We start from the raw sequence: 22,710 nt of genomic DNA on the forward strand, positions 1-22,710 counted from the left end.
TGTGTTCTGTTTTTGTGTAAAAATATGTCTGGCTATTTAAGATGATTTACTATGTTACAGTCAGAAAACTGACAATGGATTTTTTAAGAACCGTGTCGACAGACACATATATTTACATGCTGCAAAAGCGAATCCGGAACAAACCTTGCCGGTTAACTCACGATTGAAATCACGAAAATGCCCCGGCAAAATTTTCAAATTCAAACACAATCCGATACGTCCCGGACCCGGCTTCCGCCTCCATATATCCATCCCCAGGTCTAAAGCACAATCCGTCGTCTTCCACCACGCGCTGCGCACGGTCAAGACGTATGGCCGCTCCGGTGTTGGCCGGGATATCTGCCAATAAGGTGATCCGGTTTCCCTCCATCTCCCAGCGCACGCGGATCGTGCCGTAGATGGTCTCATGCCTGGCATCGGTATAGCTTAAGCCTCCGCCCATGCGCGGCCAGATCACCGCATGTTTAAAGCCCGCCCCTGTGAAAGCGGCCTCATCTGTCTCTATTCCAGCCATAACGCGGTACATCCACTCGCCGATGGCTCCGTAAGCATAGTGATTAAAGGAATTCATTCCCGGGCTCCACATGGTTCCGTCCGGCTTGATCCCATCCCAGTGCTCCCAGATGGTGGTCGCCCCCATCTTCACCTGATACAGCCACGAAGGGTAATCTTCCTTTAAGAGCAGGTCGTAAGCCTCCTTTAAGCATCCATTCCGGCTTAAGGCGTGGCAGAAATACGGCGTTCCGATAAAACCGGTTACGAGATGGCCGTCTTCTTTATCCAAAAGACGTTTTAACCCGTTTACGGTCTGTTCAGTCCTGCCTTCCGGTACCAGTCCGAAGTAAAGTGCCACGATATGGGCGGTCTGCGTCTGGACCTTTAAGCTGCCGTTCCCGTCAAAAAAGGTGTCCTGGAACTTCTTCACGATATGCCCGTATAAGTCCTCATACTCCGCCGCTTCATCCTTCTTCAGAATTCCGGCGATTCTGGCAAACAATCCTGTGGAATAGGCAAAATAGGCCGTGGAGGTCAGGTCGGTCGGCGTAGCCCCGAAGAAGCTTCCTTCCTCGGCGTCCAGCGCCACCCAGTCGCCCAGCTGAAGCTTGTAATTCCAGATATAATCCTCGGAGTGCTCCCTCATGAACTCGATCCATTTCCTCATGCTGTCGTACTGCCGCTCCAGGATCGCCGTATCTCCGTACATCAGATACATGGTCCATGGAACAATGACGGCTGCGTCCGCCCATGCGGAGGCCGAATGAGGTCCCTGCTTCAAAAGCCAGTTGCCTTCCGCGTGCTCCTCCTCGATGTTGGGAACCACATGGGGAACTCCGCCTTCCGGCGTCTGATCCGCTTTTAAATCCCAAAGCCATTTCTTATAAAAGGTATAGGTATTCATCAGATAACACGCCGTGCGGCAGAAAATCTGAGCGTCTCCCGTCCATCCCAGCCGCTCGTCACGCTGCGGGCAGTCTGTCGGCACATCTAAGAAATTGCCCTTCAGCCCCCAGAGATAGTTATGATGAAGCTGGTTCAACAGCGGATTGGAACAGGTGATCTCTCCGGCCGGCTCCATCCCGGAGTGAAGCGTCTCTGCCGTAAATGCCTTCGCCTCCGGCGTTCCCGGATACGAAACTACCAGGGCATACCGAAATCCCATATAGGTAAAATGCGGGTGGTACGAAATCTCGCCGTCCCTCCCAAAGATATACTTCATGGTGGTTCTGGCCTTCCGCAGGTTATCCAGATAGACGTTGCCCTCCGTGTCCAGAATCTCGAAGCAGCGCAGCTCTATGACATCGCCCTTCTTCCCGCTTGCCGTCACGCGGATTCTTCCTGCCATATTCTGTCCAAAATCGATGACGGTCTCCCCTTTGGGTGTGACGAACACTTCTTTCGCAGGAATCCGGTCAATCACCCGGACTCTGGCGCCGCCCTGTGCATGCAGGACCGAGGTGTCATACGGGACTGTTTCCACGGCATGCCAGTCGCCGGACGTATGATCTGCGGCAGTCCTGTCAGCCCCGCACCAACCCGGAAGCTCCAGAGAGGCGTCATACGTTTCCCCGTGGTATATTTCAGAAAATACCACCGGGGCGTCCGTCCCCTCCCAACTGTCTCCGGTGCAGACGGTCTCTTCCCGTCCGTCTTCATATCTCAAAACCAGCTGCATGGCAAACGCGGTCTGGTCTCCATAGTTATTGCGTGATCTCGTGAGGCCCATGACGCCTTTGTACCATCCCGCCCCCACCATGGCGCCCGCGGTGTTGACGCCTTCTCTTAAGCATCTGGTGACATCGTACGTCTGGTACAGCAGGTGACGGCGGTAGGATGTCCATCCGGGCGTCATCTCATCCTCTCCCACCTTTTCTCCATTTAAATAGAAATGGTACAGACCCAGCGCTGTGGTAAACGCATACGCCTCTTTTAAACCACTGCCGACTGAAAAGCTTCCTCTCACCAGAGTTCCCTTCGACTCTTCCCGGCAGTCGGGCGCGGATTCGGCCGATACGAAGGGCGCCTTCCACTCCTCGCTGCTTAACAGGGCTGTCACAAAGCTTCCCTCACACCAGGCGCTCTCCTCACATTCCCCTAAAGCGGCGTGGAGGACATCTCCCGCTCCTGCCCATACACGGACACGGACACCGTAATTCACAGCGGATTTCAGTTCCACGTGAAGCGGGCGGATGTGGGCGGATTCACAGCTCTCTGTCACTCCGCTGTCGTAGACAGGTGTATCAAAGTCACGGTTTTCTGCAATCTGCAGCTGGTACGCCTTCTGCACGACACCGCGTTTATCCGACTTCAGTTCCCAGTTAAACTGGGGCATCTCTTCGACACCGGCCGGGTCTTTTTCGTAATCCATTAAGATTCTTACGATCTCTAACATGATGTTTCTCCTTTGCTCCTTCAGACACGCTATAGTCTTCTTAAGGCTTCAGCACCATTTCCACGGCCGCCTTCCATCCCTTCAGCTTTTCGTTCCGCTCCACGGGATTCATCGCGGGCGCGTACTGGATGCTCGGAAGCCTTCCAAACAGGGATTCATCGTAAATCCCAGCTCCAAGGCCGGCCGCATAAGCTGCTCCAAGGCCGGAAAGCTCCTCCACCCCGGGCACCCTGATTCTGCTATCCAGTATATCACTCTGGAACTGCATCAGGAAGCTGTTTTTTGTTGGACCTCCATCGACCCGAAGCTCCACCTCACCGATTCCGGCCGCTTCCTTCATCAGCGCCACAATGTCTGCGATCTGGTAAGCAATGCTGCATAAACCGGCCTTCACCATTTCGGCGCGGCCGGTGGTCCTGCTCATACCGACAAAGGCCGCAGACACGTCGCTGCGCCAGTACGGAGCCCCGAGACCGGAGAACGCTGGAACGAGGTACGTGCGGTCTGCCGGATTGCCCATTTCGGCCAGTTCCTCCGATTCCGCCGCATGCTTCAGAAGGCCCACCTGATCTTTCATCCAGGTGATGACGGCGCCCGTATAGTTAATATTTCCTTCCAGCACGTACTGGACACGGCCGCCTGTCTTCCAGGCCAGGGAGGTGACAATTCCCAGATCTGAGAAGATCGGCTGCTCTCCGATGTTCATCATAATGGAGGAACCCGTGCCGTACGTGGTTTTCATCATGCCGCGGGTGAGACAGCCCTGGCCGAACAGCGCGCCGTGGGAATCACCCATCACGCCGTGGATCGGCACCTCGGCAGGCAGGATTCCCTCAAAATCGGTCATTCCGAAATATCCATCGGAATCAGTCACCTCCGGCAGGCAGGCGATAGGAATTCCAAATATTCCGCACAGCGTCTCATCCCATTTTAAATCTCGTATATGAAAGAGCTGGGTTCTGGAAGCATTGGAATAGTCGGTGCGGAATTCCTTCCCCTTTGTCAGACGGTATACCAGGTAGCTGTCCATGGTGCCGCAGCAAAGCTCTCCGCGGGCGGCCAGACCGGCAGCCCCTTCCACGTGTTCCATAATCCAGGCCAGTTTTGCCGCGGAGAAGTACGGGGAAAGCTTAAGGCCGGTTCTCTGTCTCACGTCTTCGGCTGCACTAAGATTGTCTTTTTGCCTCACAGCTCCTACCGCAATCCGCCTGCATATCTCCTCTCCCCTGGCGCACTGCCAGACGATGGCGTTATAGACGGGTTTCCCGGTATTCCGGTTCCACGCCATAGCGGTTTCCCTCTGATTGCTGACTCCCACGCAGGCCACGGCTTCGCGGTCCACGCCGCTCTTCCCCAGCAATTCTTCCACCACCAGAAGCGTATTCCGGTAGATTTCTTCCGGATCGTGTTCCACCCAGCCGCGTTCATCGATCAGCTGGGCGTGGCTCCTGTCCGTCCGGTGAAGCAGGTTTCCATTTTCATCGAACAGTATCGCCTTCGTTCCCTGGGTGCTCTGGTCTATTCCTATGATAAATTTTTGTTTCATTCCAACAGCTCCATCGCCTTTTTCGCAATACCTTCTGCGTTCAGGCCGTAATAGTCAAATACTTCCTTCGAGGTTCCCGTAATCACCGGGGCATCCGGCAGCGCGAGGATATCCATTTTTCTCGGACAGTTTTTGGCCAGCACCTGGCTGACCATGGCGCCCAGACCGCCGAACGGTGCATGCTCCTCCACTGTGATTACCGCCTTCACGCCCTCTGCCGCGGCGATCACCGTTTTTTCATCAAGGGGTTTTAAGCAGTACATGTCGAGAACCGCGGCGGATATTCCTCTTTCCTTTAACAGTTCCGCCGCCTGTATGGCGGGCCGGACCATCTCCCCGCACGCAATGATTGCCAGATCGGTTCCCTCGCTGATCACAGTTGCGCGGTCCATCTCAAATGGAACACAGTCTTCCTCGTATATATCTTCCACCGGATTTCTTCCCACGCGGATATAGGCCGGCTTCTCATCCGATACCAGAGACTCCATCAGTTTTCTCGTCTGATGGCGGTCGCTGGGCACATAGACTCTCATATTCGGAATCGCGCACATGGCCGCAAAATCCTGGGCCGAATGGTGGCTCATTCCCAATGCTCCGTAGCTGATTCCTCCGCTGATTCCGATCAGCTTCACATTGGTGTTGGAGTATGCCACATCCACCTTAGCCTGTTCATAGCTCCTGGTGCTTAAGAAGCAGGCCGGAGATGCGGCATACGTTTTTTTCCCCGCCCTGGCCATGCCTGCGGAAATGCTGACTAAATCCTGTTCCGCAATTCCGGTCTCCACAAACTGTTCCGGATAGCCTTCCGTAAATGGCGTCATGGAGGCGCTTCCCCTGGAATCACTGCACAGCACGACGATGTCCCGGTCGGTCTTCGCATGCTCCATCAGCACGTCACAGATTACCTGTCGGTTTGGTATTTTATTCATAGCACTAAGCCTCCTTGTTATGCGCGCTGAGCGACCGTAACTCCCGCTCACTCAACTCTTTTACAGCCGCCTGATACTGTTTGGCATCCGGCACCTTGTGATGCCACCCGGCACTGTTTTCCATGAAAGAGACGCCGCATCCCTTCGTGGTATTGGCGATCACTACGGTAGGGCATCCCTTTGTCTCCCTCGCTGCTTCAAATGCGTCCAGAAGGGCGTCGATCTCATTGCCTGCCACACTTAAGACGTTCCAGCCAAATGCCGCGAAACGGGCCGCAAGATCGTAGTGGTGCATGACCTCCTCCGTGGAACCGGATATCTGAAGCCGGTTTCTGTCGACCACGGCGCACAAGTTATCCAGACGGTACTGGGAAGCTGCCATGACGCCTTCCCAGACGGAACCTTCCGCCAGCTCTCCGTCTCCCATAACCGTGTAGACGCGGCTCGGACGGCCGTCCATCTGGCACGCTTTTGCGATGCCCACGCACACAGGCAGTCCGTGTCCCAGGGAACCGGAATTCATCTCGATGCCCGGCAGCTTGTTGTTGGGATGGCCGATATACTTTGAACCGAATGTGGAAAAATTCCGGATGACATCATTGATATCCAGAAATCCCTTCACTGCCAGAACCGAATAGTAGGCCTCCACGGAATGGCCCTTGCTCATCACGAAGTAATCCCGGTCAGGATCATGCTGGTTTTCCGGGCTGATGTTCATTTCCTTCAGGTACAGGCTTACCAGGATTTCCATGACGCTGAAATCTCCGCCGATATGGCCGGTTTTTGCCCTGTATACCATGTCCAGTACATTTTTACGAAGCGCGTAGGACAGCGCCTTTAGATTTTCATTCATTCCATTTACCCCTTGTTCTGATATGCTGCAATTCGCTCTGATTTACTTACCCCATTCACCTGCCGGACGGACTGTAGATCGCCGCTTTTACCTCTTCCTCGATGGGATCATATAAATCCGGGGTGACTCCTATGTATTTGCATGCCTCATATAATACAGGCACTACGTCTTTGTGGATTCCCACACAGTGATGGATATACGGGCCGCAGACCAGCTTGTTCTCGAGGCGTTTTAAATCCTCTACCTCCACCCACACATACGTGCCTTTCGTGTATGGTCCCTCGATGCCCCTGGCATTTCCGAGAAGCAGGGAATACTCTCCGTTGTCGCCGTCGAAGCGGCACAGGGTCATCTCACCGTGCTTCGCTTCGGCCTCCACTGCCCCCGGATAGTCGAAGGCCAGAGGGTAGCCGATGGTTGGTTTTTCCTTCGCCACGGAGATCGGCCACGGGCCGCAGTGCTGAAGCAGCTCCCCGTTTTCGTTGTCCGGATGGCGCACCGTCCAGTCCGCAAAGAAGGTTCTCGCCTCGTCCATCCCCGCCGCTTCCGCCATCACCGCGGTGATCGCTCCATGAATATCGGTCTCACAGACAACGGGAATTCCTTCTTCATTTAATAAGGAATTGGCCGCGCAGGGCATGATTCCGATCTCGCTCTGAAGCGCGTTCCAGCACTGAATTGCGACCGCGTTGCAGCCGTACTTTTCGGTCAGGCGTTTCATCGCTACCTTGAGGGCGGCTACATTTTCCAGTTCCCCGTCTTTTATCTTGACGCACATGCCGGTTCTGCAGTAGTCCATCACGGCCTGCACCTCCACGCCCTCCTCCTTCGCCCGCTTCATCTCGGCGGTCAGCTCCGGAATCGGAATCGGGGATAACTGAATCTGAAATTTCTCCAGCAGTTCCCCTTCGTTGCACATGGTGGACCAGAAATCAAAGGGTCTCGGCCCGATCTGAAGAATTCTCGTATGGCGGAATACCTTTACCACGTTGCAGACCGCCAGGAAGTTACGAATTCCGCCCTCGAATTCCTGATCCTCCAGGCGGCAGTTTGTTAAATAGGTAAACGGCACCCCGAATCTGCGCAGGACTTTTCCGGTAGCAAATAAACCGCACTGGCTGTCCCTTAAACGGATTCCATTCTCATCCGGCCTCTCATCCCTTGGTCCCCATAAGAGAACCGGAACATTCAAACGCTTTGCGAGCCTTGCACAGACGTATTCTGTTCCAAAATTACAGTGAGGAAGAAACAGTCCGTCAACACCTGCCTCCTCAAAACGTTTCACAATGGCGTCGAGATCGCCGTCATCGTATAGCAGCCCCTCTTCATTGATCCCGTCGAGACCGACAAATTCTACCCCCAGCTCTTCCAGACGTTTCTTTGTTAACCCGGCAAACTTTAACGCATCCGGAGCGCTGAATATGCTTCTTCTTGTAGGCGCAAACCCCAGTTTCAGTGATAACATACGTTTCCTCCTTTTAAATCTCAATTGAATTATATTAAATTCTATCTTTATTATTAACTTAATTATATTAAATCTTATTTGAAATGTCAATTGAATTTAACTTAATTTTCTTTAAATTATATAGGAACTATCTATTGACGAATTTAACTAATTCCTGTATGATTAAGTAAACAGTACTTTTTTATTTTTAAACAGTTTTTATGCGTTTGATATTTGTGTCAGAGGAGGACCAAGTATGTCAATTTCAGCGAAGGAGCTGGCTCAGAAGTTAAATATATCGGCAGCTACGGTTTCCATGGTATTAAACCGCAAACCGGGCATCAGCGAAAAGACCAGAAACCTGGTCCTGGATGCCGCCAGGGAATACGGTTACGATTTTTCAAAAAAATGGGATACCGCCGAGGAAAAAGGCAGTATCCTGTATGTCATTTACAAAAAGCACGGAACCGTCGTCGCAGATACGCCGTTCTTCTCCCAGCTGACGGAGGGAATCGAACAGGCCTGCAAGGGAAAGGGATTCGAACTTCAGATTACTTATTTTTATGAAAATAAAGATATCGGCGCGCAGATTCAGGAGCTCTCGGAGAAGAACTGCCAGGGAATCCTCCTGCTGGGCACGGAGATGGATGTGGAGTACTTCCAGCCATTTACCAGGCTGAAGGTGCCTATGGTGGTGCTGGATACGTACTTTGAAGAGCTGGACTGCGATTCCGTCCTGATCAACAATGTGCAGGGTGCATACCTGGCCACCAACTACTTAATCGACAAGGGCCTGGGAGAAATCGGCTACCTGCGTTCCTCCTATCCCATCGGCAACTTTGAGGAGCGGGCGGATGGTTATTACAAGGCGCTGCGCCACCACGACCTCCCCACCAGCCACCCCTACGTCCACAGGCTGACGCCTTCCATGGAGGGTGCTTACACGGATATGTCGGAGATTCTCCGCGAAAAACCACCGGTTGCCCCGGCCTACTTTGCCGACAACGATCTAATCGCCGCCGGTGCCATGCGGGCCTTTAAGGAATTCGGCTACAAGATCCCGGAAGACATCTCCATCGTCGGCTTCGACGATACCCCGATCTGTGATTTCCTCGAACCGCCGCTCACAACCATGGAGGTTCCAAAGAAACGCCTCGGTGAACTGGCCGTTCTAAGACTCCTGCAGAAGATCGCGGGGGAGACGAAGGTGATGATTAAGACGGAGGTTTCGGTGAAACTGCATGAGAGGAAGAGTGTGAAGGGTTAAATAAACGTTTAATTATTTAGTGAATACATGTTTTTAAAACAGGCAGCTGCTCTCAGGAAGGATTCCCGGAGCAGCTGCCTGTTACTTTTTTATGTTGTTTTCTGTACCATGGTTTGTTATAATAATATTGCCATTGCTGACACTTGAAGGTCTGATCGCTGCTCTTAGTCTCTTACTGACAGCTTTTGGACTTGGCTCTGCCACAGAAGGCAATCATAATCACAAAATAACCGCCCTGTCCTGAGAAAACAAGCGGTCATTTTTGATTAAGCTGTTTTCATGGGGTCAACCGTACAATCGGCAGCGCTTCTTTAATATTATATATTATTATAATAGTATCTTTAAACATATAATGTCAATCCCAATTCACTATAATGAAAGCAGTACCGGTTACAGCGTTGCAGTTCACAGCCATAAATTCTGCAATTTAATGTCGAAGGAGGCCCCTATGCCAATCAACCACCAGACCACCATCACCCTTAACGGAGTACCGCAGTACGTATCAATCCGGGCTGAAAGAGATCATCTGCCCCTTCTTCTCTATCTTCACGGCGGCCCCGGAGACGCCGCGCTGCCGATAGTTCTGAAATACAACAGCGAGCTGGAGAAGCACTTTACCGTCGTCGTATGGGAGCAGCGCGGGGCAGGTAAATCCTATTACGATTTCGGAGACAGCACCGTCACCATCGCTACCTTTCTCGAGGATCTCCATGCGCTGGTGACACTCTTAACCGAACGTTACCGTCAGGAAAAGCTTTATCTCGTCGGACATTCCTGGGGAAGCGTCCTGGGGCTTACCTATACGGAGAAGCATCCGGAGAAGGTACGCGCCTATGTCGGATGCGGCCAGGTGGTAAACATGAAAAAAGCCAGCCGCACGGGCTACGAGTTCGCCGCCGCACACGCCGGTAAAAAAGCTCTTGCGCGGCTGAAAAAGGCGGACTGCACCTACACCGGTGAAAACTGGCTGGACGATCTGCTTTTCGTGACAAAACAGATTGTAAAACACGGAGGCTCCCTCTATGGCAGGACAAATTATAATCCCCTGGTGACACCGTTCCTATTTTCCAGGTATTATTCGATTCCTGATTTAATACGGCGCCAGAAGGGCAGCCTGCAGGCAATTAAACGGCTGTGGCCTGAGCTTATGGAGGTTAATTTTGAAGGCCGGACCGAATATGGGGCGCCTGTCATATTCGTGGAGGGGCGTCACGACGTCCACGTCTCATCCGCGCTTGCAAAAGAATACTATGATACCATACAGACGGAAAAGCAGTTTCACTGGTTTGAGCACTCATGCCACTTTCCGCAGTGGAGCGAACACGAAAAATTCCATACACTCATGGTGGATTTACTCCACTGATTTTTGAGTGCTTTGCATGTGTTGTCATTGACCTTCCCCGGATTTCATATATTGTAACACTTATGCAATCCCGGAAAGGCAGCGTGGCCACATGACTAATACCCTTTTTCCCCTCACCTCTTCCCAGCGCATGCTCCAGCAGGCCCTTGAAGAATTCGGCACAGCCCAGATTTTAACCATTGGAGTGTGCATTTCCTTACATGCTCCCGTAGACTTTTCCCTGTTAGAAAAATGCCTGAAAGAAGAAGTCCGGCGTCTTGAGTGCCTGCGGGTCCAGTTCACGCCGCCGAACAGAGACGGTGGAATCCGGCAGTATATTGTCCCGGAGAGTTCCCCTGACATTACATATGAAAACTTAAAGGATAAAAGCGCCCCGGAGATCAAGGCTCTGATGAATCACTGGAGCACTCTTGGCTTTGACGAAGCGGATTCCCCCCTCCTGCGTTTTGTCATGGTATCCCTTCCAGGCGGCTGGAACGGCCTTTACCTCTGTATCGATCACCGCATCATGGATTCCTGCGGACTGATTTTTATGATGAATGATACGTTCCAGCTGTACTGCCATTACCTTTACGGATCGCCGGCGCCAGACATGCCGGCGTGTTATGAAGAGGTTCTGCAGTCAGATTTACGGTGGGAACAGGATCCGCTGCGCAGGGAAAGGGACAGCGCCTTCTGGAGGCAGCTGCTGTCCGCAGGCGAGCCCATCTACACAGATATAGGCGGCTCCCGGAAACTGATGCAAAGCCGGATCAGCCACGGCCTTCCCGGCCTGCGCGCTGCCGACCGGATCATACAGCCCATGGACGGCGATATGGAGAAGTTCACTCTGCCGAAAAAGGAGGCTGCCCGGCTGGAAGCATACTGCCGGAAGCATTCCGTGTCCATGGCTAATCTGCTGCTCATGGCCATGCGCACTGCGCTGTCCTTTGCCAATGATGGAGAACCGGACATCAGCCTCCGCAATTACGTATCCCGCCGCTCTTCCAGGCAGAGCCGTACCTGCGGCGGCTGCCGGATTCACTGCTACCCCTGCAGGACCGTAGTTTTGCCGGAAGCCACTTTTCTGGATGGGATACGGCAGATAAAGGCTTATCAAAACGGCATATACCGCCACGCCGACTTCGATCCGGAACAGGTAAATGCGCTGTTTGCCGATACCTTCGGGATGCCGCCGCTTACCACCTATGAAGGAGCCGCATTGACCTGTCAGCCCCTTCCTCTCTCCTCTCCCAACCCATTTTTAAAACACATCCCGCTGAACATCGAGTGGTTCTCAAGCAGGGCGGATATTCAGAAGCTTTACTTAACGGTGATGCATGCGCCTCAGAACCGCGGTTTGGATTTTTATTTCAAATATCAGACGGCAGAGCTGGATCGGGCAGATATCACTCGTTTTTACGAGGTGCTTTCTGAGATCCTTACACTTGGAACGCAACAGGAGACGCTTCCTACCGGAGAATTGATGGAACTGCTGGCACGCCTCTGATTTCTCTTTCAGGGTTCACTCTGCTCTTTGGGTAATTTGGGATCTTCAAAATAACAAAAGGAGCTTTCAAGCCGCTGCCATGGCAGACTTGAAAGCTCCTTTCTTATTTTATGACAGATTCTCTTCTTTCCGCAGCATCCATTTAACCGCTATATCCTTCCGGATGCTTCGCATGAAACAGCGCCAGCTTCGCAAAGAAGTCATCCAGGATCAGCCTGCTGTCAATGGAATGGTAAATCCGGATCGGTCTGTTCAGTTTCGTATGAACATAGGCCATGTCTTCCGTCACCAGCGGCGCTTCGACCCAGTCAAACTCAAATCTGTGCTCATATAAGAGCAGGCCAACGGCCGGGCTGTCCCCGACGACCCACGTCTCCCCGGTGCGGAAGGCGCTGTTTCTCGGCCCCTCCTCCTGCGCGTGTTCGTCCAGCTGCTGCAGAAGGTACTCTCCGATTTCCCCGTACGGAGCTACCTTATATTCCAGTTCTGCCAGTGACAGCGGCATCATCTCATAAACGTTCTTCGGAACCTGCCAGATCTCCATTTTACTCTGGAACACCACATTGGCCGCATTGATATCATTACCCAGGTTAAACTCCGGGCCGCCAGCCGGATACCTTCCGCCTCCGATCCAGATAGCCGTCATCCTGGATGCGATCTTCGGCTCCATGAGAAGAGCGCTCGCCAGGTCCGTAAGCGGGCCTAAGAAGATTGCGAACAGCGGACGGTCGTCGTCCTTCATGGCTTCTCTGACAATCAGCTCCGCCCCTTCACTCACAACCGGAGTCGTCTTGTCGGGAATTGCATGAGGCGCGCCGTGGAAAATCATGTTTTCCTTCGGGAAATGCATCTTGTCGAAGATAACCTCCAGCTCTTTAAAGCTCCGCTCCATGGAATCCTCATGTCTCGTTCCATAATGAGCCGCAATCATGCCTGCATTTTCAAATTTCGGGCTTAGCAGCGCCTGGACGATCGCAAACTGGTCGTCCGCCTCGTTCTTAGCATCGGTATTCACGATCAGCCTTACAATCTTTTCTTCCGGTACGTGAAACTTATAATCTGTATATCTCATTCGCGTTCCCTCTCATCATTTTTTATAGTTAAACTATCCCTTTACCGCGCCATTCGTAAGTCCTGACACAAAGTATTTCTGGAAATACCCGAATACCAGCATCAGGGGAAGGGTGACCATGCAGATTCCCGCGGTGTACTGTCCCCATTCAACGCCCATCTCCGTCTTGAAATTCAGAAGACCGACGGGAAGTGTCTTAATCAGCGCGTTGGAGGCCGTCGTAATGTTGGCCCACATCAGTTCGCCCCAGTTTCCGATAAAGGTGAATACGATGATGGTCGCAATCGCCGGCTTCACCAGCGGAAGCATAATATGGAAAAACGCCTCGAATTCCGTACAGCCGTCGATTCGCCCGCTCTCGATCAGTTCCTCGGGTATGGTCTCAAAGTACTGCTTGATGATATACATGGAAAATGGAATCTGCCATGCAATATAAGGCAGAATCAGGCTGATTCTTCCGCCCGTCAGATGCATCTTGCTCATCATGGAATAGAGGGAGATATAGATCGCAATGCCAGGGATAAAGTTGAATACCATAAATGCATCCATGATCAGGTTTGCCTTCGGTATGTATAACTTCGCCAGCGCATATCCGCCAAGCAGTGAAACAATCGTGGTAACCGCTACGGAAACTCCGGTGACCACTACACTGTTTCCAAAATAGGTACCCAATTTTCCCACACTCCACGCCTTGGCGTAGTTCATGATCTCCACGTTCTGCGGAAGGCCGAACAGGTTTACGAAGAACTCTTTATTTGATTTAAATGATGTAAAAAACATGAATAAAATCGGATAGGCAACCACAACCGTATAAATGCCCAGAACAGTATAGGCAAGCACCTTCATCCATTTATTCATGCCGAACATTCTATCGCTCATAGTTACCTCCTCTTACCAGCTTCTTGACCACAACCATGCCGATTAAAACAATGACAACAAAAATCATACTCATGGCGGAACCATAACCGTAATTGTTAAATGAGAACGAGTTTTGAAGAATCCATAACGGCATAACGGTCGTTGACTTGGCCGGTCCGCCATTGGTGAGTGCTACTACGGTATCGTAAATCTTAAGACCGCTCATGACTGCAAATATTGTGGAAAGCTGGACAAACGCCATGATAAGCGGCAGAATAATCTTCTTAAAGATCTGGAAATCCGTCGCCCCATCCAGTCTTGCAGACTCGATTAAGGAGTTGTCGATTCCCTGCATGCCTGCGAAACAGAGTACCATGGTAAGTCCTACCTGCTTCCATGCCGATACGAACAGAATACAGTTGAGCGCCGTCCCCTTGTTGGTCAGCCACGCATGCTGTAAATTCTCCAAGCCGAGAGTACCCAGAATATTATTTAAAATACCGATCTCCGGCTCATAGACGAACGCAAAGATAAGCGCCGTGATGACGGCCGGAATCATGCTTGGCGAAAAGAGGATGGTCCGGAAGAAGCCGCCCCATTTTTTCCCTACATAAAGAAGCAGCCATGCCATAAGAACACCTATGATCACGCTGAAAAACGCCGATGCCACACCGAGATAAACGCTGTTCCTGATGGCCAGGAGGAACGTTTTATCGCGGAACGCGGAAAAATAATTCTTCAAACCAAGAAACGTTCTCGGTCCAAAACCGCTCCACTCCTGAAATGACAGAATGAAACTGTCAAAAAACGGGATGACGGCAAATATAAGATAGATCACAATAGCAGGCGTCAGGAATGCAAAGCCTGCAACCATATATTTTTTCTCGATATTGCTCATTTTTCTCTTTGATTTCTGCATACTCTATACCTCAATGTAAGGAAAAAGGGAGCGCTGTCAGCACTCCCTTATCAGCGCGTATTTACTGCTTTCCTTATTCGCCTTTCACGGTTGCCTGCTTTAAATCTTCCAGCTGCTCCAGTGTGTCTTCTACACTGGTTCCTGTGCAGACCATGCCGACCATATCATTCTGAAGGAAGGAATTGATCTCGGAAGAAAGTCCCTGCATCTGCTTGTAACCGACTACATTGTCGCCTACCGTGGTAGCAAGAAGATCTTTTAAGATTTCGCTGTCCACCTTGTCCTGCATGGAAATGGTAGCTGGCAGTCTTCCGCTCTTAATGATCTCTTCGATGCCTGCGTCGCTGGTATAGTACTTCATGAAACGTACCGCTTCCTCCGGATGCTTTGCATTGGCCGGAATGAACAGTGCGTTTGTTACCGTGTTAAGCGCGTACTTTCCGCCTTCTGCTACGTATGGGAAGGGAAGGATGCCAACTTCAAATTCGCTGTTCTTTGTGTATTCGCCTGCGTTGGAGCCTGCGTCAAACAGCATGGCTACCTTGCCCTGATACCAGGCTGCCTGTGTCTGGTCCTTGGTGGAGGTTAAAGCGCCCTCGCCCGGATACCAGTAGCCTGCATCATAAACGGATTTCCAGTTCTCAAGACATTTCTTCAAGCCTTCACACTGTGTGAAGTCGCCTTTGCCTGCCACGTATTCTTCCAGTGTTCCGTCATTTGCCATATACTGGTATGCGAACTGAAGCAGCTGGTGGTTCTGGCCGTTCCAGTTGCCTACGCCGTATACGCCGTTGTCCTTGAATACTTTACATGCTTCTACAAATTCGTCCCATGTCTTTGGAATCTCTACATTATACTGAGTAAATAAATCCTTGTTATAGAAAATGGTCTCGATAACCGGCTGATAGCTTACGGCGTAGTACTTACCGTCAACCATGCCTGCGTCTATGTATGCCGGAACAAATGTATCTTTCCACTCATTGTTGTTTTCTGTTAAGTACGGAGTTATGTCGTATGCCATGTTGTCATCTGTAAATGCATTGATCTGGCTGCCCCAGAAGAAGCTTACGTCGACCGGATCACCGGAAGCGATGCCTGTCTTGATGATCTGCTCTGCGTTATCGAAGTCTACCGGTACGATCTCAACCTTAATATCCGGGTTCTCTGTCTGGAAGCCCGCTACGATATTCTGGTTGTACTCGGAGTCGGATCCGTAGAAACGAATGGTCGTTACCTCTCCGCTCTTCGCCGCCTCTGTGGCAGTGTCTCCTGCTTCTTTAGTATCTCCTGCTGCAGTGGTATCTCCTGCCGTAGTTGCTGCGCTTTCCTTTGTCGTCGTACCTGAACTGCCACACCCCGTTACCATGATCCCCGCTGCCAGGGCAACTGTAAGAACTGCTGTTAATTTCCTTTTCACGATTCTCCTCCTTGTTAAACACTATTGAATTTTTATTTAATTAACAATTAAATTATATTTAAAATATACACTAAGAATTAAGTTTTGTCAATATGATTTTACTAAATTTTACAATCTTTCTGGTGTTTTTCTCGCTGTACTCTCCCTTTTACCCTGCGGGCTGCCGGATACATTTTAATTGCTTCATAAAAAGCACTGAATTTTTGTTTAATTATTTTAATTATGCAATTGAAGTGCCCTCTTTACCCGCCGTCTGAACTGTTACAGTTTAATACATAGTGAACAGGTTTGGAGGAGGTAATACTTTCCAACTTTGATTTATAAGGTATTGGTAATTTCCTTTTCCACACAGAAACGGCGGAGAGGATTTCTTCTCCTCTCCGCCGCTTACCGTCTGCTCATGAAAACTTATATTTCACTTCGCATCCATAAGAGACCTTATTGCAGATGTTCACCACCCGATCCATGACCGCGCTGAACTCCGCGGAATCCGCGTCGATGTCCATCTCCCTCAAGTCCTCAGAAATGTCCACCTTCTTTACCCCGTCCATTTTTCCGATCTCGCCGACAATTCGCTGTGCCTTCGAGGGGTCTGACAGGTAATACACATGATAGCGCCTGCTCATACCTTTTCCTCACTTTCACCAGTTGTTATTAACAAGTATTGGCAGAAGAGGGAAATTTTAAACACGGGGCGCGGCGCCGTTATTTATCAGAGCCAGATTTTAAATGACCGAATCTCAAACGGCTGTAAAACCGCTGTTATTTCATCGGTTTCCTGGGCGCCGCAGTCCTGTTCCAGCAGGTTGCAGACGGCCCATTTCTTCACGGGGTAATTGGATCGGACGGATACCGTCTGCCTGCTGCCTGACACTTCATGGAGACGTACAATCAGGCACTCTTCTCTTTCTGCCTTTTTTACCGCATCCACAAATACCGACGGATTATCCGTCCATACGATCCTTTTGCCTGCTGTCTGCACCTTCTCTCTGCCTCTTGACGAGCCGACCGGCACGTTTAAATTCAGACTCTCCGGAATGGTTCCTCCCTCCGTCACCGTTCCCGCATGGGGATAAAGCGCATAGGTGAAGGTATGCAGTCCCATGTCTGCCTCCGTATCCGGGAATTTCGCGCTCTTCAAAAGAGAGAGTTTAAGCGTACTGTCCTTGGCACTATAGCCATATTTGCAGTCATTCATCAGGCTGACACCATAGCCGCTGTCGGAAATATCCGCCCACTTGTGGCCCGCCACCTCGAACTTTGCCTGATCCCAGCTGGTATTATAGTGAGTCGGGCGCTCCACATGGCCAAACTGAATATCGTATACTGCCCTGGTACTCCTGATGTCCAGCTCGAAAGCCGCTTTTAAGAGCCGGTGGTCCTCATGCCAGTCTACCGTGGTCTCAAAATCAATGCGGCGGCTGTTGCCATACAGGATCATGTCCTGCACGATGGTTGATTTCCGGTATACGTAAGAGAACCGGATCACCGTCCTCAATTCGTTATTTTCCAAAAGCACCGGCGGATCTGTGAGCTCCGCGTTCTCAACCTTTTCCATGTAAAAGATGTCTATATCCCAGGCGTCAAACCGCATGGGCTTATCCTCGAAGATCTCCAGGCGGTTTCCTTCGCCCTTCAGCACCTCACGCTCGTTTTCCTTATCATAGACAGAGGTCAGCTGTCCCCTGTCATTCCAGCGGATCCGGTAATACCGCGTCTCGGCCGCGTTCTCAGAGACAACAGCCGAACGATTCCAAACCGCCTCTTTCCGAACGTTTTCTTCCCTTCTGCCTGTTTCCTGTCCATCTGCTTTCTGCCCGGATTCTTTCTGTCTGTCTTCTCTCCATCCGTCGTCTTCCTGCCTGGCTCCGATCGCCCCCGGCAGGAAACAAATACTCCGCATCTCCAGTCCCCGCATACTGGCCTGCAGCCAGTAACCGCTGCTGTCACGGCATGCGTTTATCAGTGTTCCGTCGAGTTCCGTAAACCGGCCCTCCCGCGGCTCTTCGATCCGGACCAGATCGTTTCTGCTATAGCTGCTGAAATTCCAGAGCGTCCAGTAGTTGTCGCTGTTGTCCGTAAGACCGGCGAGAAGAACGGCTCTCGTCTCGTTAAGCAGCCGGTCCGCCTCCCGGTATTCCTTTTCAGAATCTTCATAGACTTCATGGATGGAGGATCCCGGAATGATATCATGGAACTGATTGCGCAGAACGATCTCCCATGCGTGATGGAGGGCCTCCTGCGGATATTCCTGCCCGTCCGCAAGGCTGCGGCTGGCCAGCCATTCCGTCTCCGCCAGCTTCCACTCCAGTTTCCTGTTCCATCTCTTATTTTTCGCCTGAGACGTATAGGTGCCGCGGTGGTATTCCAGATACAGCTCGCCATCCCATACCGGCTGCTGGCTCTTCCGTTCCTCCATATCGCGGTGAAGCTTCTGGAAATAGCCTCCTGCCGTGTCATTCACCACATGGGGCACTCCGGGAAGCATATCCATGGACCGCCTGCTCTTTAACATTCCCGTTGTCACTCCACCGCCGCCGTCCCCGTGGCCAAAGGGGATCAGCACATCCTTCGTTAAGTTCTTATCCCGGAACCGCTCCCAGCTTCCGAATATCTCGAACGGCGTCAGCTTTCCGTTATACGTCGCTCCGTGCTTATGCTCTGAGCTTTCATACGGCGTTGTAATGAAATAGGTCAGTATCTCGCTTCCGTCGATTCCCCGCCACCAGAAGAGGTCATGCGGCATCCGGTTCACATCATTCCAGCTGATTTTCGTGGTTGCAAATGTCTGAATCCCACACTGCTTCAGAATCTGAGGCAGCGCCCAACTGTATCCGAACACATCCGGAAGCCACAGATGCGTGCATTCGCGGCCGAATTCCTCTTTGATAAAATTGCAGCCATGCAGGAACTGGCGTACCAGCGCCTCGCCGGAGGTGATATTGCAGTCGGCTTCCAGCCACATGCCGCCGTCCACTTCCCATTTCCCTTCCGCAATCCGTTTTTTAATCTGTTCGTAAATCTCGGGGCAATCCCGTTTGATATACTGGTAAAGCTGAGGCTGGCTCTGCAAAAACAGAAAGTCCTCATTCTGTTCCATGAGCCTGAGAGCGGTGGAAAAGGAACGCATTGCCTTTTCCCTAGTATGCTTTAATCTCCACAGCCATGCCACATCGATATGGGTATGGCCCACGCAGTGCACCGTGATGTCACTTCTCTTATCCATCTGTTTGAAATCATCTTCCAGATGCCGCAGCGCCGCCTCCACCGTAGGATAAAAGCGGTCCTGATCCCAGTCAATGAGCGTGTACGCATCGTTTAAGGCAGTCAGGATGGCCTCCTTCTCGGTGCCAGTCTCCGGCATCAGCGCAGCGCTCTTAACAACAGCATCGGAATGGTAGAAGAAACGGTCCGCGGCCAGATTCAGATATCCGATTCCCGCCTTCTTAAAACGGTGGATCTGCCCGGTGCGGACACCGCCTCCCTCCAAGCCGGTCCAGAGCAGAAACGTCAGCTCTATAGTCTTGCCGGCAAACGGTTCCAGAATCACCTCATTGTGGAACGTGTCCACTCCCTGGTACGGCTTCCCGTCGATAAACAGCAGGGACTCGAAACCACTGTTGAACCCCTCCCCCGTCTTGCCGAAGTCGAAGACTCCCATGATCTGGCTCCCCTCCCGTTTCTCCGGAACCGCAGCATCCGCCTGCAGCCACAGATAGCGGTCACGCCCGATAAAGAATTCTCCCTTCCGGACCAATTCCCCGCCGGTCAGGCGCCCCGGATACCGGGACAGAACCTCATCGGTCTCACAGCCGGCGTCTTTGGAGACAAAGGGGAATACTTCCACGGTCTCCTCATATCTCCTGCTCCATATTTCCTCCGTATAAACGGTTAATTTCTCATGAGTTAAAAACATCTTGTTTTCCTTTCTGTGATGGGATTCCTCTCCACATCATGATAAATCGTGTGAAAATAATACATTTTTCAGCCTCGTAACAAGCATTCCGGCATCCTTTTTCTGCTGCATCACGAGAAAGGTAAGCCGTTCCCTGGGACAGTTCACAAAGCTGCAGCCGAGCCATCCGTCCCAGCAGTACTCCATCTGCCGGCCGAGAACAGAGGCCTGTCCCGGATTCCACAATACCCTCATAAAATTTCCGTAGCTGAATCCGCGCTGTCCGAACCAGCGTTCAAAGCTCCCCTGCGGGCTTTCTGACAGCGTATCTCCAAAAAGGCGGCCTCCGGTCAGATATTCCACCGTCCCTGGCCGAAGAATCTGCCTCTCTTCAAAACTCCCCTTTTGAAGAAGCATTCTGGCAAACCGCTCATAATCATCGATGGTGGAGGCCAGCCCTGCGCCTCCGGATTCGAATCCTGCTTTTCCCTTCATACGGTTGTTGATTCCCAGGAAATTGCCGGTGTATTCCTTCAGTTTCCCGTCCGTTCCCGTCTCATAGGCCATTGCAAGGCGGTGCTGTTTTTCCTCCGGCACATAAAAACCGGTATCCGTCATACCCAGCGGTTCAAAAATCTCACTCTTCATGAACGCTCCCAGAGTCTGATTCGTAACTGTCTCGATGACCGCCCCCATAATATCGGCGGCTATACCGTATTTCCACGAGGTGCCGGGCTGATACAGAAGAGGGATCGCTCCCGCCTTTTCGGCAAACTCCCGGGTCGTCATCGGTGATTCCGTGATCAGACGGCGCTCCGTCTCGCAGAAGAGCTCCCTGGTCCGCCTCTCTGTCTCCGTATTCGAATCCCCGTAGGACAGCCCCGATGTCATATTCAGCAGGTCATGGATCGTTACCGGGCGGATGGCCTCTTCCAGACGGCCGTCACGCCACACCTTTCCGCCGGAAAATGAGGGGATATACTCGTAAACCGGTGTCTGCAGACACAGCTCTCCTCTCTCCAGCAGGATCATGGCGGCTACGGCGGTAATTGGCTTGGTCATGGAATATAAGCGGTAAATCGTATCACATTTTATCTTCCTGCCGGCCTTCCTGTCCGCATAGCCTGCCTCCAGGCGGCAGAGTGTTTTTCCGTCTTTCATTACCAGGACGCTGGCCCCGCTCATCTCCTGCTGATTCAGGGCGTCTGCGAGAACCGCTTCCATTCGCTGCTGCAAATCACTGTTCATTCCCTTGTATCTCCTGTTCCTTTTTCTGATTCTGAACCCGTTCCATATAATCGGAAGGGCTGACACCCACCACCGATGCGAAAATTCTGCTGAAATAGAACTGGTCGTTATAGCCCGCTCTGGCGGCTACATCCTTCACATAGACGGAGGTTCCCTCATCCATTAAGTCTCTGGCGCACTGAATCCGGGCCAGAGTCAGGCACTTGTTAAAGGAGCTGCCGGAGTATTTGCGGAACAGCTTATTTAAATACGTCGGCGACAGGCCAAATTCTTTACACAGTCTCCCCATGGAAAGTTCCTCTGACAGATGGCGCTCCATGTAGCCGGTGATCCTTTTAAAGAATTCCTCTGTGTCCATTTTCTGCTGTGCCGGTTCTTTCTTTATCTTCTGCATCAGCATGTTTTGTATCGAGTCTGAAACCTCATCCAAATCTTCCGCATAGAAAAAGAGATCATCCAGAATCCGCTCCGTACTCTGCTCCATTCCGGAGAGCAGGCCGGATTTATCCATCAGGATCAAAAGGTATCTCACCTGGGCTTCCACATACATCTGCGTTCTCTTCGTGTGCTTCCAGCAGTCAAATAGCTCCGCCACCGCCGATATGATTTTCTCTCTTTGACCTTTTTGAATATAGTTTTCCAGGGCCTGAAACTCTCCGCCTATCGTTTCCTGTCCGTCCTGTCCCTTCCGTTTTTCCTCTTTCAGTTCCTCTGCAATCAGGATCTGGCTTGCGCCGATCACGATATTGCTGTCGAGAAGCTGGTACAGCTCTAAAAAGACGTCATCCGCACCTCCGATGGAAAACGGCGTTTCCCGGATAATACCGGTCACATAGTTGGAGTTGCCGTGCTCCCGCCGGATTGTCTCGGAGATGATCTGATAGAAGCTCTTGTAAAACAGAATATCTTCCGGATAGAGATACATCGCCTCCATCTCATCTCTTCCATAGAGGTAGATTTTCTCATCCCTGCCGGAAAATATCTCAAAGCCGGAATTGCCGGAATACCGCCGCGGCAGTCCATTTCGCCTCACAAGCGCCGCGTAATATTTCCCCGCCGGGAAGCAGCGCTCCAGCAGTTTCCTATCGACACTGTTCTTCTCGCACAGGCTCTTCATCAGGAGATTCCGCTTTCTGGCATAACGCTCAGCCAGCACCTCCTCCATGCTGTTTAATGCATTCTGCAGGGCAGACGGCTTAATCGGCTTTAACAGATAATCATAGACGCCCGACCGTATGGCCGCCTTCGCATACTCAAACTCCTGATACCCGCTCACCACCAGCGACAGCACCTCGGGATAGCGCTCCTTCACACGCTCGGCCAGCGCGATTCCATCCATGACCGGCATTTTTACATCCGTGATCAGGATATCCGGCGTATCCTCCTCCATCCGCTTAAGCGCTTCCTGGCCGTGCTCCGCCGTGGCGGTCACCTCGAACTGCGGGCATTTGATGGCGATAATATTACAGATATGCTTGATGGCCGCCGGTTCATCATCCACTACTAGAATACGGTACATA

16 protein-coding genes are annotated in these 22,710 nt (G+C 51.7%); 3 read left to right on the forward strand and 13 right to left on the reverse strand.

Translation table 11 applies throughout. The features are described 5' to 3' along the window. Positions 1 to 169 precede the first annotated feature (169 nt). The 5 genes from H8S75_RS15880 to H8S75_RS15900 are packed head-to-tail and all read right to left on the reverse strand — an operon-like array spanning position 170 to position 7,683. Positions 170 to 2,890 carry an alpha-L-rhamnosidase gene (locus H8S75_RS15880; RefSeq protein ID WP_187022462.1) on the reverse strand — a complete coding sequence of 907 codons (2,721 nt, stop codon included), beginning with the start codon at positions 2,888 to 2,890 and terminating at the stop codon, positions 170 to 172. 40 nt (positions 2,891 to 2,930) lie between these two features. After that, on the reverse strand, positions 2,931 to 4,436 hold the full coding sequence (locus H8S75_RS15885) for an FGGY-family carbohydrate kinase (protein ID WP_187022463.1): 1,506 nt from the start codon (positions 4,434 to 4,436) through the stop codon (positions 2,931 to 2,933). Next, complete coding sequence (locus tag H8S75_RS15890; protein WP_187022464.1) at positions 4,433 to 5,365, reverse strand: transketolase family protein; 933 nt, start codon at positions 5,363 to 5,365, stop codon at positions 4,433 to 4,435. Before H8S75_RS15890 ends, H8S75_RS15885 begins: the two co-directional genes overlap by 4 nt. A gap of 4 nt (positions 5,366 to 5,369) precedes the next feature. Further along, complete coding sequence (locus H8S75_RS15895) at positions 5,370 to 6,218, reverse strand: transketolase (RefSeq protein WP_187022465.1); 849 nt, start codon at positions 6,216 to 6,218, stop codon at positions 5,370 to 5,372. A gap of 55 nt (positions 6,219 to 6,273) precedes the next feature. After that, on the reverse strand, positions 6,274 to 7,683 hold the full coding sequence (locus H8S75_RS15900) for an L-fucose/L-arabinose isomerase family protein (RefSeq protein ID WP_187022466.1): 1,410 nt from the start codon (positions 7,681 to 7,683) through the stop codon (positions 6,274 to 6,276). Positions 7,684 to 7,918: 235 nt separating this feature from the next. On the opposite strand from H8S75_RS15900, the gene H8S75_RS15905 reads away from it, so the two are divergent. The 3 genes from H8S75_RS15905 (at position 7,919) to H8S75_RS15915 (ending at position 11,781) form a co-directional block, all read left to right on the forward strand. Beyond that, positions 7,919 to 8,929 (forward strand): LacI family DNA-binding transcriptional regulator, encoded by a 1,011-nt coding sequence (locus H8S75_RS15905; RefSeq protein ID WP_002601247.1) that lies wholly within the window; start codon positions 7,919 to 7,921, stop codon positions 8,927 to 8,929. A gap of 448 nt (positions 8,930 to 9,377) precedes the next feature. After that, positions 9,378 to 10,292 carry an alpha/beta fold hydrolase gene (locus H8S75_RS15910; protein WP_187022467.1) on the forward strand — a complete coding sequence of 305 codons (915 nt, stop codon included), beginning with the start codon at positions 9,378 to 9,380 and terminating at the stop codon, positions 10,290 to 10,292. Positions 10,293 to 10,383: 91 nt separating this feature from the next. Then, a complete protein-coding gene (locus H8S75_RS15915; protein WP_187022468.1) occupies positions 10,384 to 11,781 on the forward strand; it encodes a condensation domain-containing protein in 1,398 nt (465 codons plus the stop codon). Positions 11,782 to 11,923: 142 nt separating this feature from the next. Here the strand turns inward: H8S75_RS15915 and H8S75_RS15920 are convergent, their stop codons facing one another. From H8S75_RS15920 to H8S75_RS15955, 8 genes are all read right to left on the reverse strand, one after another. Continuing rightward, positions 11,924 to 12,853 (reverse strand): nucleoside hydrolase, encoded by a 930-nt coding sequence (locus H8S75_RS15920; protein ID WP_055659534.1) that lies wholly within the window; start codon positions 12,851 to 12,853, stop codon positions 11,924 to 11,926. A 33-nt stretch (positions 12,854 to 12,886) separates the two neighbouring features. Beyond that, positions 12,887 to 13,732, reverse strand: coding sequence for a carbohydrate ABC transporter permease (locus tag H8S75_RS15925; RefSeq protein ID WP_110325120.1), 846 nt, complete (start codon positions 13,730 to 13,732; stop codon positions 12,887 to 12,889). Next, the gene (locus H8S75_RS15930) at positions 13,722 to 14,630 is read right to left on the reverse strand and encodes a carbohydrate ABC transporter permease (protein WP_002601259.1); all 909 of its coding nucleotides are present in this window, start codon (positions 14,628 to 14,630) and stop codon (positions 13,722 to 13,724) included. Before H8S75_RS15930 ends, H8S75_RS15925 begins: the two co-directional genes overlap by 11 nt. 73 nt (positions 14,631 to 14,703) lie before the next feature. Continuing rightward, the gene (locus H8S75_RS15935; protein ID WP_187022469.1) at positions 14,704 to 16,047 is read right to left on the reverse strand and encodes an ABC transporter substrate-binding protein; all 1,344 of its coding nucleotides are present in this window, start codon (positions 16,045 to 16,047) and stop codon (positions 14,704 to 14,706) included. Positions 16,048 to 16,445: 398 nt separating this feature from the next. Next, positions 16,446 to 16,673, reverse strand: coding sequence for a hypothetical protein (locus tag H8S75_RS15940; RefSeq protein ID WP_187022470.1), 228 nt, complete (start codon positions 16,671 to 16,673; stop codon positions 16,446 to 16,448). A gap of 86 nt (positions 16,674 to 16,759) precedes the next feature. Next, positions 16,760 to 19,963, reverse strand: a complete 3,204-nt coding sequence (locus H8S75_RS15945) for an alpha-mannosidase (RefSeq protein WP_187022471.1) — start codon at positions 19,961 to 19,963, stop codon at positions 16,760 to 16,762. A gap of 36 nt (positions 19,964 to 19,999) precedes the next feature. Then, a complete protein-coding gene (locus tag H8S75_RS15950; RefSeq protein ID WP_187022472.1) occupies positions 20,000 to 21,190 on the reverse strand; it encodes a serine hydrolase domain-containing protein in 1,191 nt (396 codons plus the stop codon). Next, positions 21,180 to 22,709, reverse strand: coding sequence for a response regulator (locus H8S75_RS15955; protein WP_187022473.1), 1,530 nt, complete (start codon positions 22,707 to 22,709; stop codon positions 21,180 to 21,182). The genes H8S75_RS15950 and H8S75_RS15955 overlap by 11 nt, the downstream gene beginning before the upstream one ends. Position 22,710 lies beyond the last annotated feature (1 nt).

This window comes from Hungatella hominis (assembly GCF_014288005.1).
Taxonomy (GTDB): Bacteria; Bacillota; Clostridia; order Lachnospirales; family Lachnospiraceae; genus Hungatella; species Hungatella effluvii.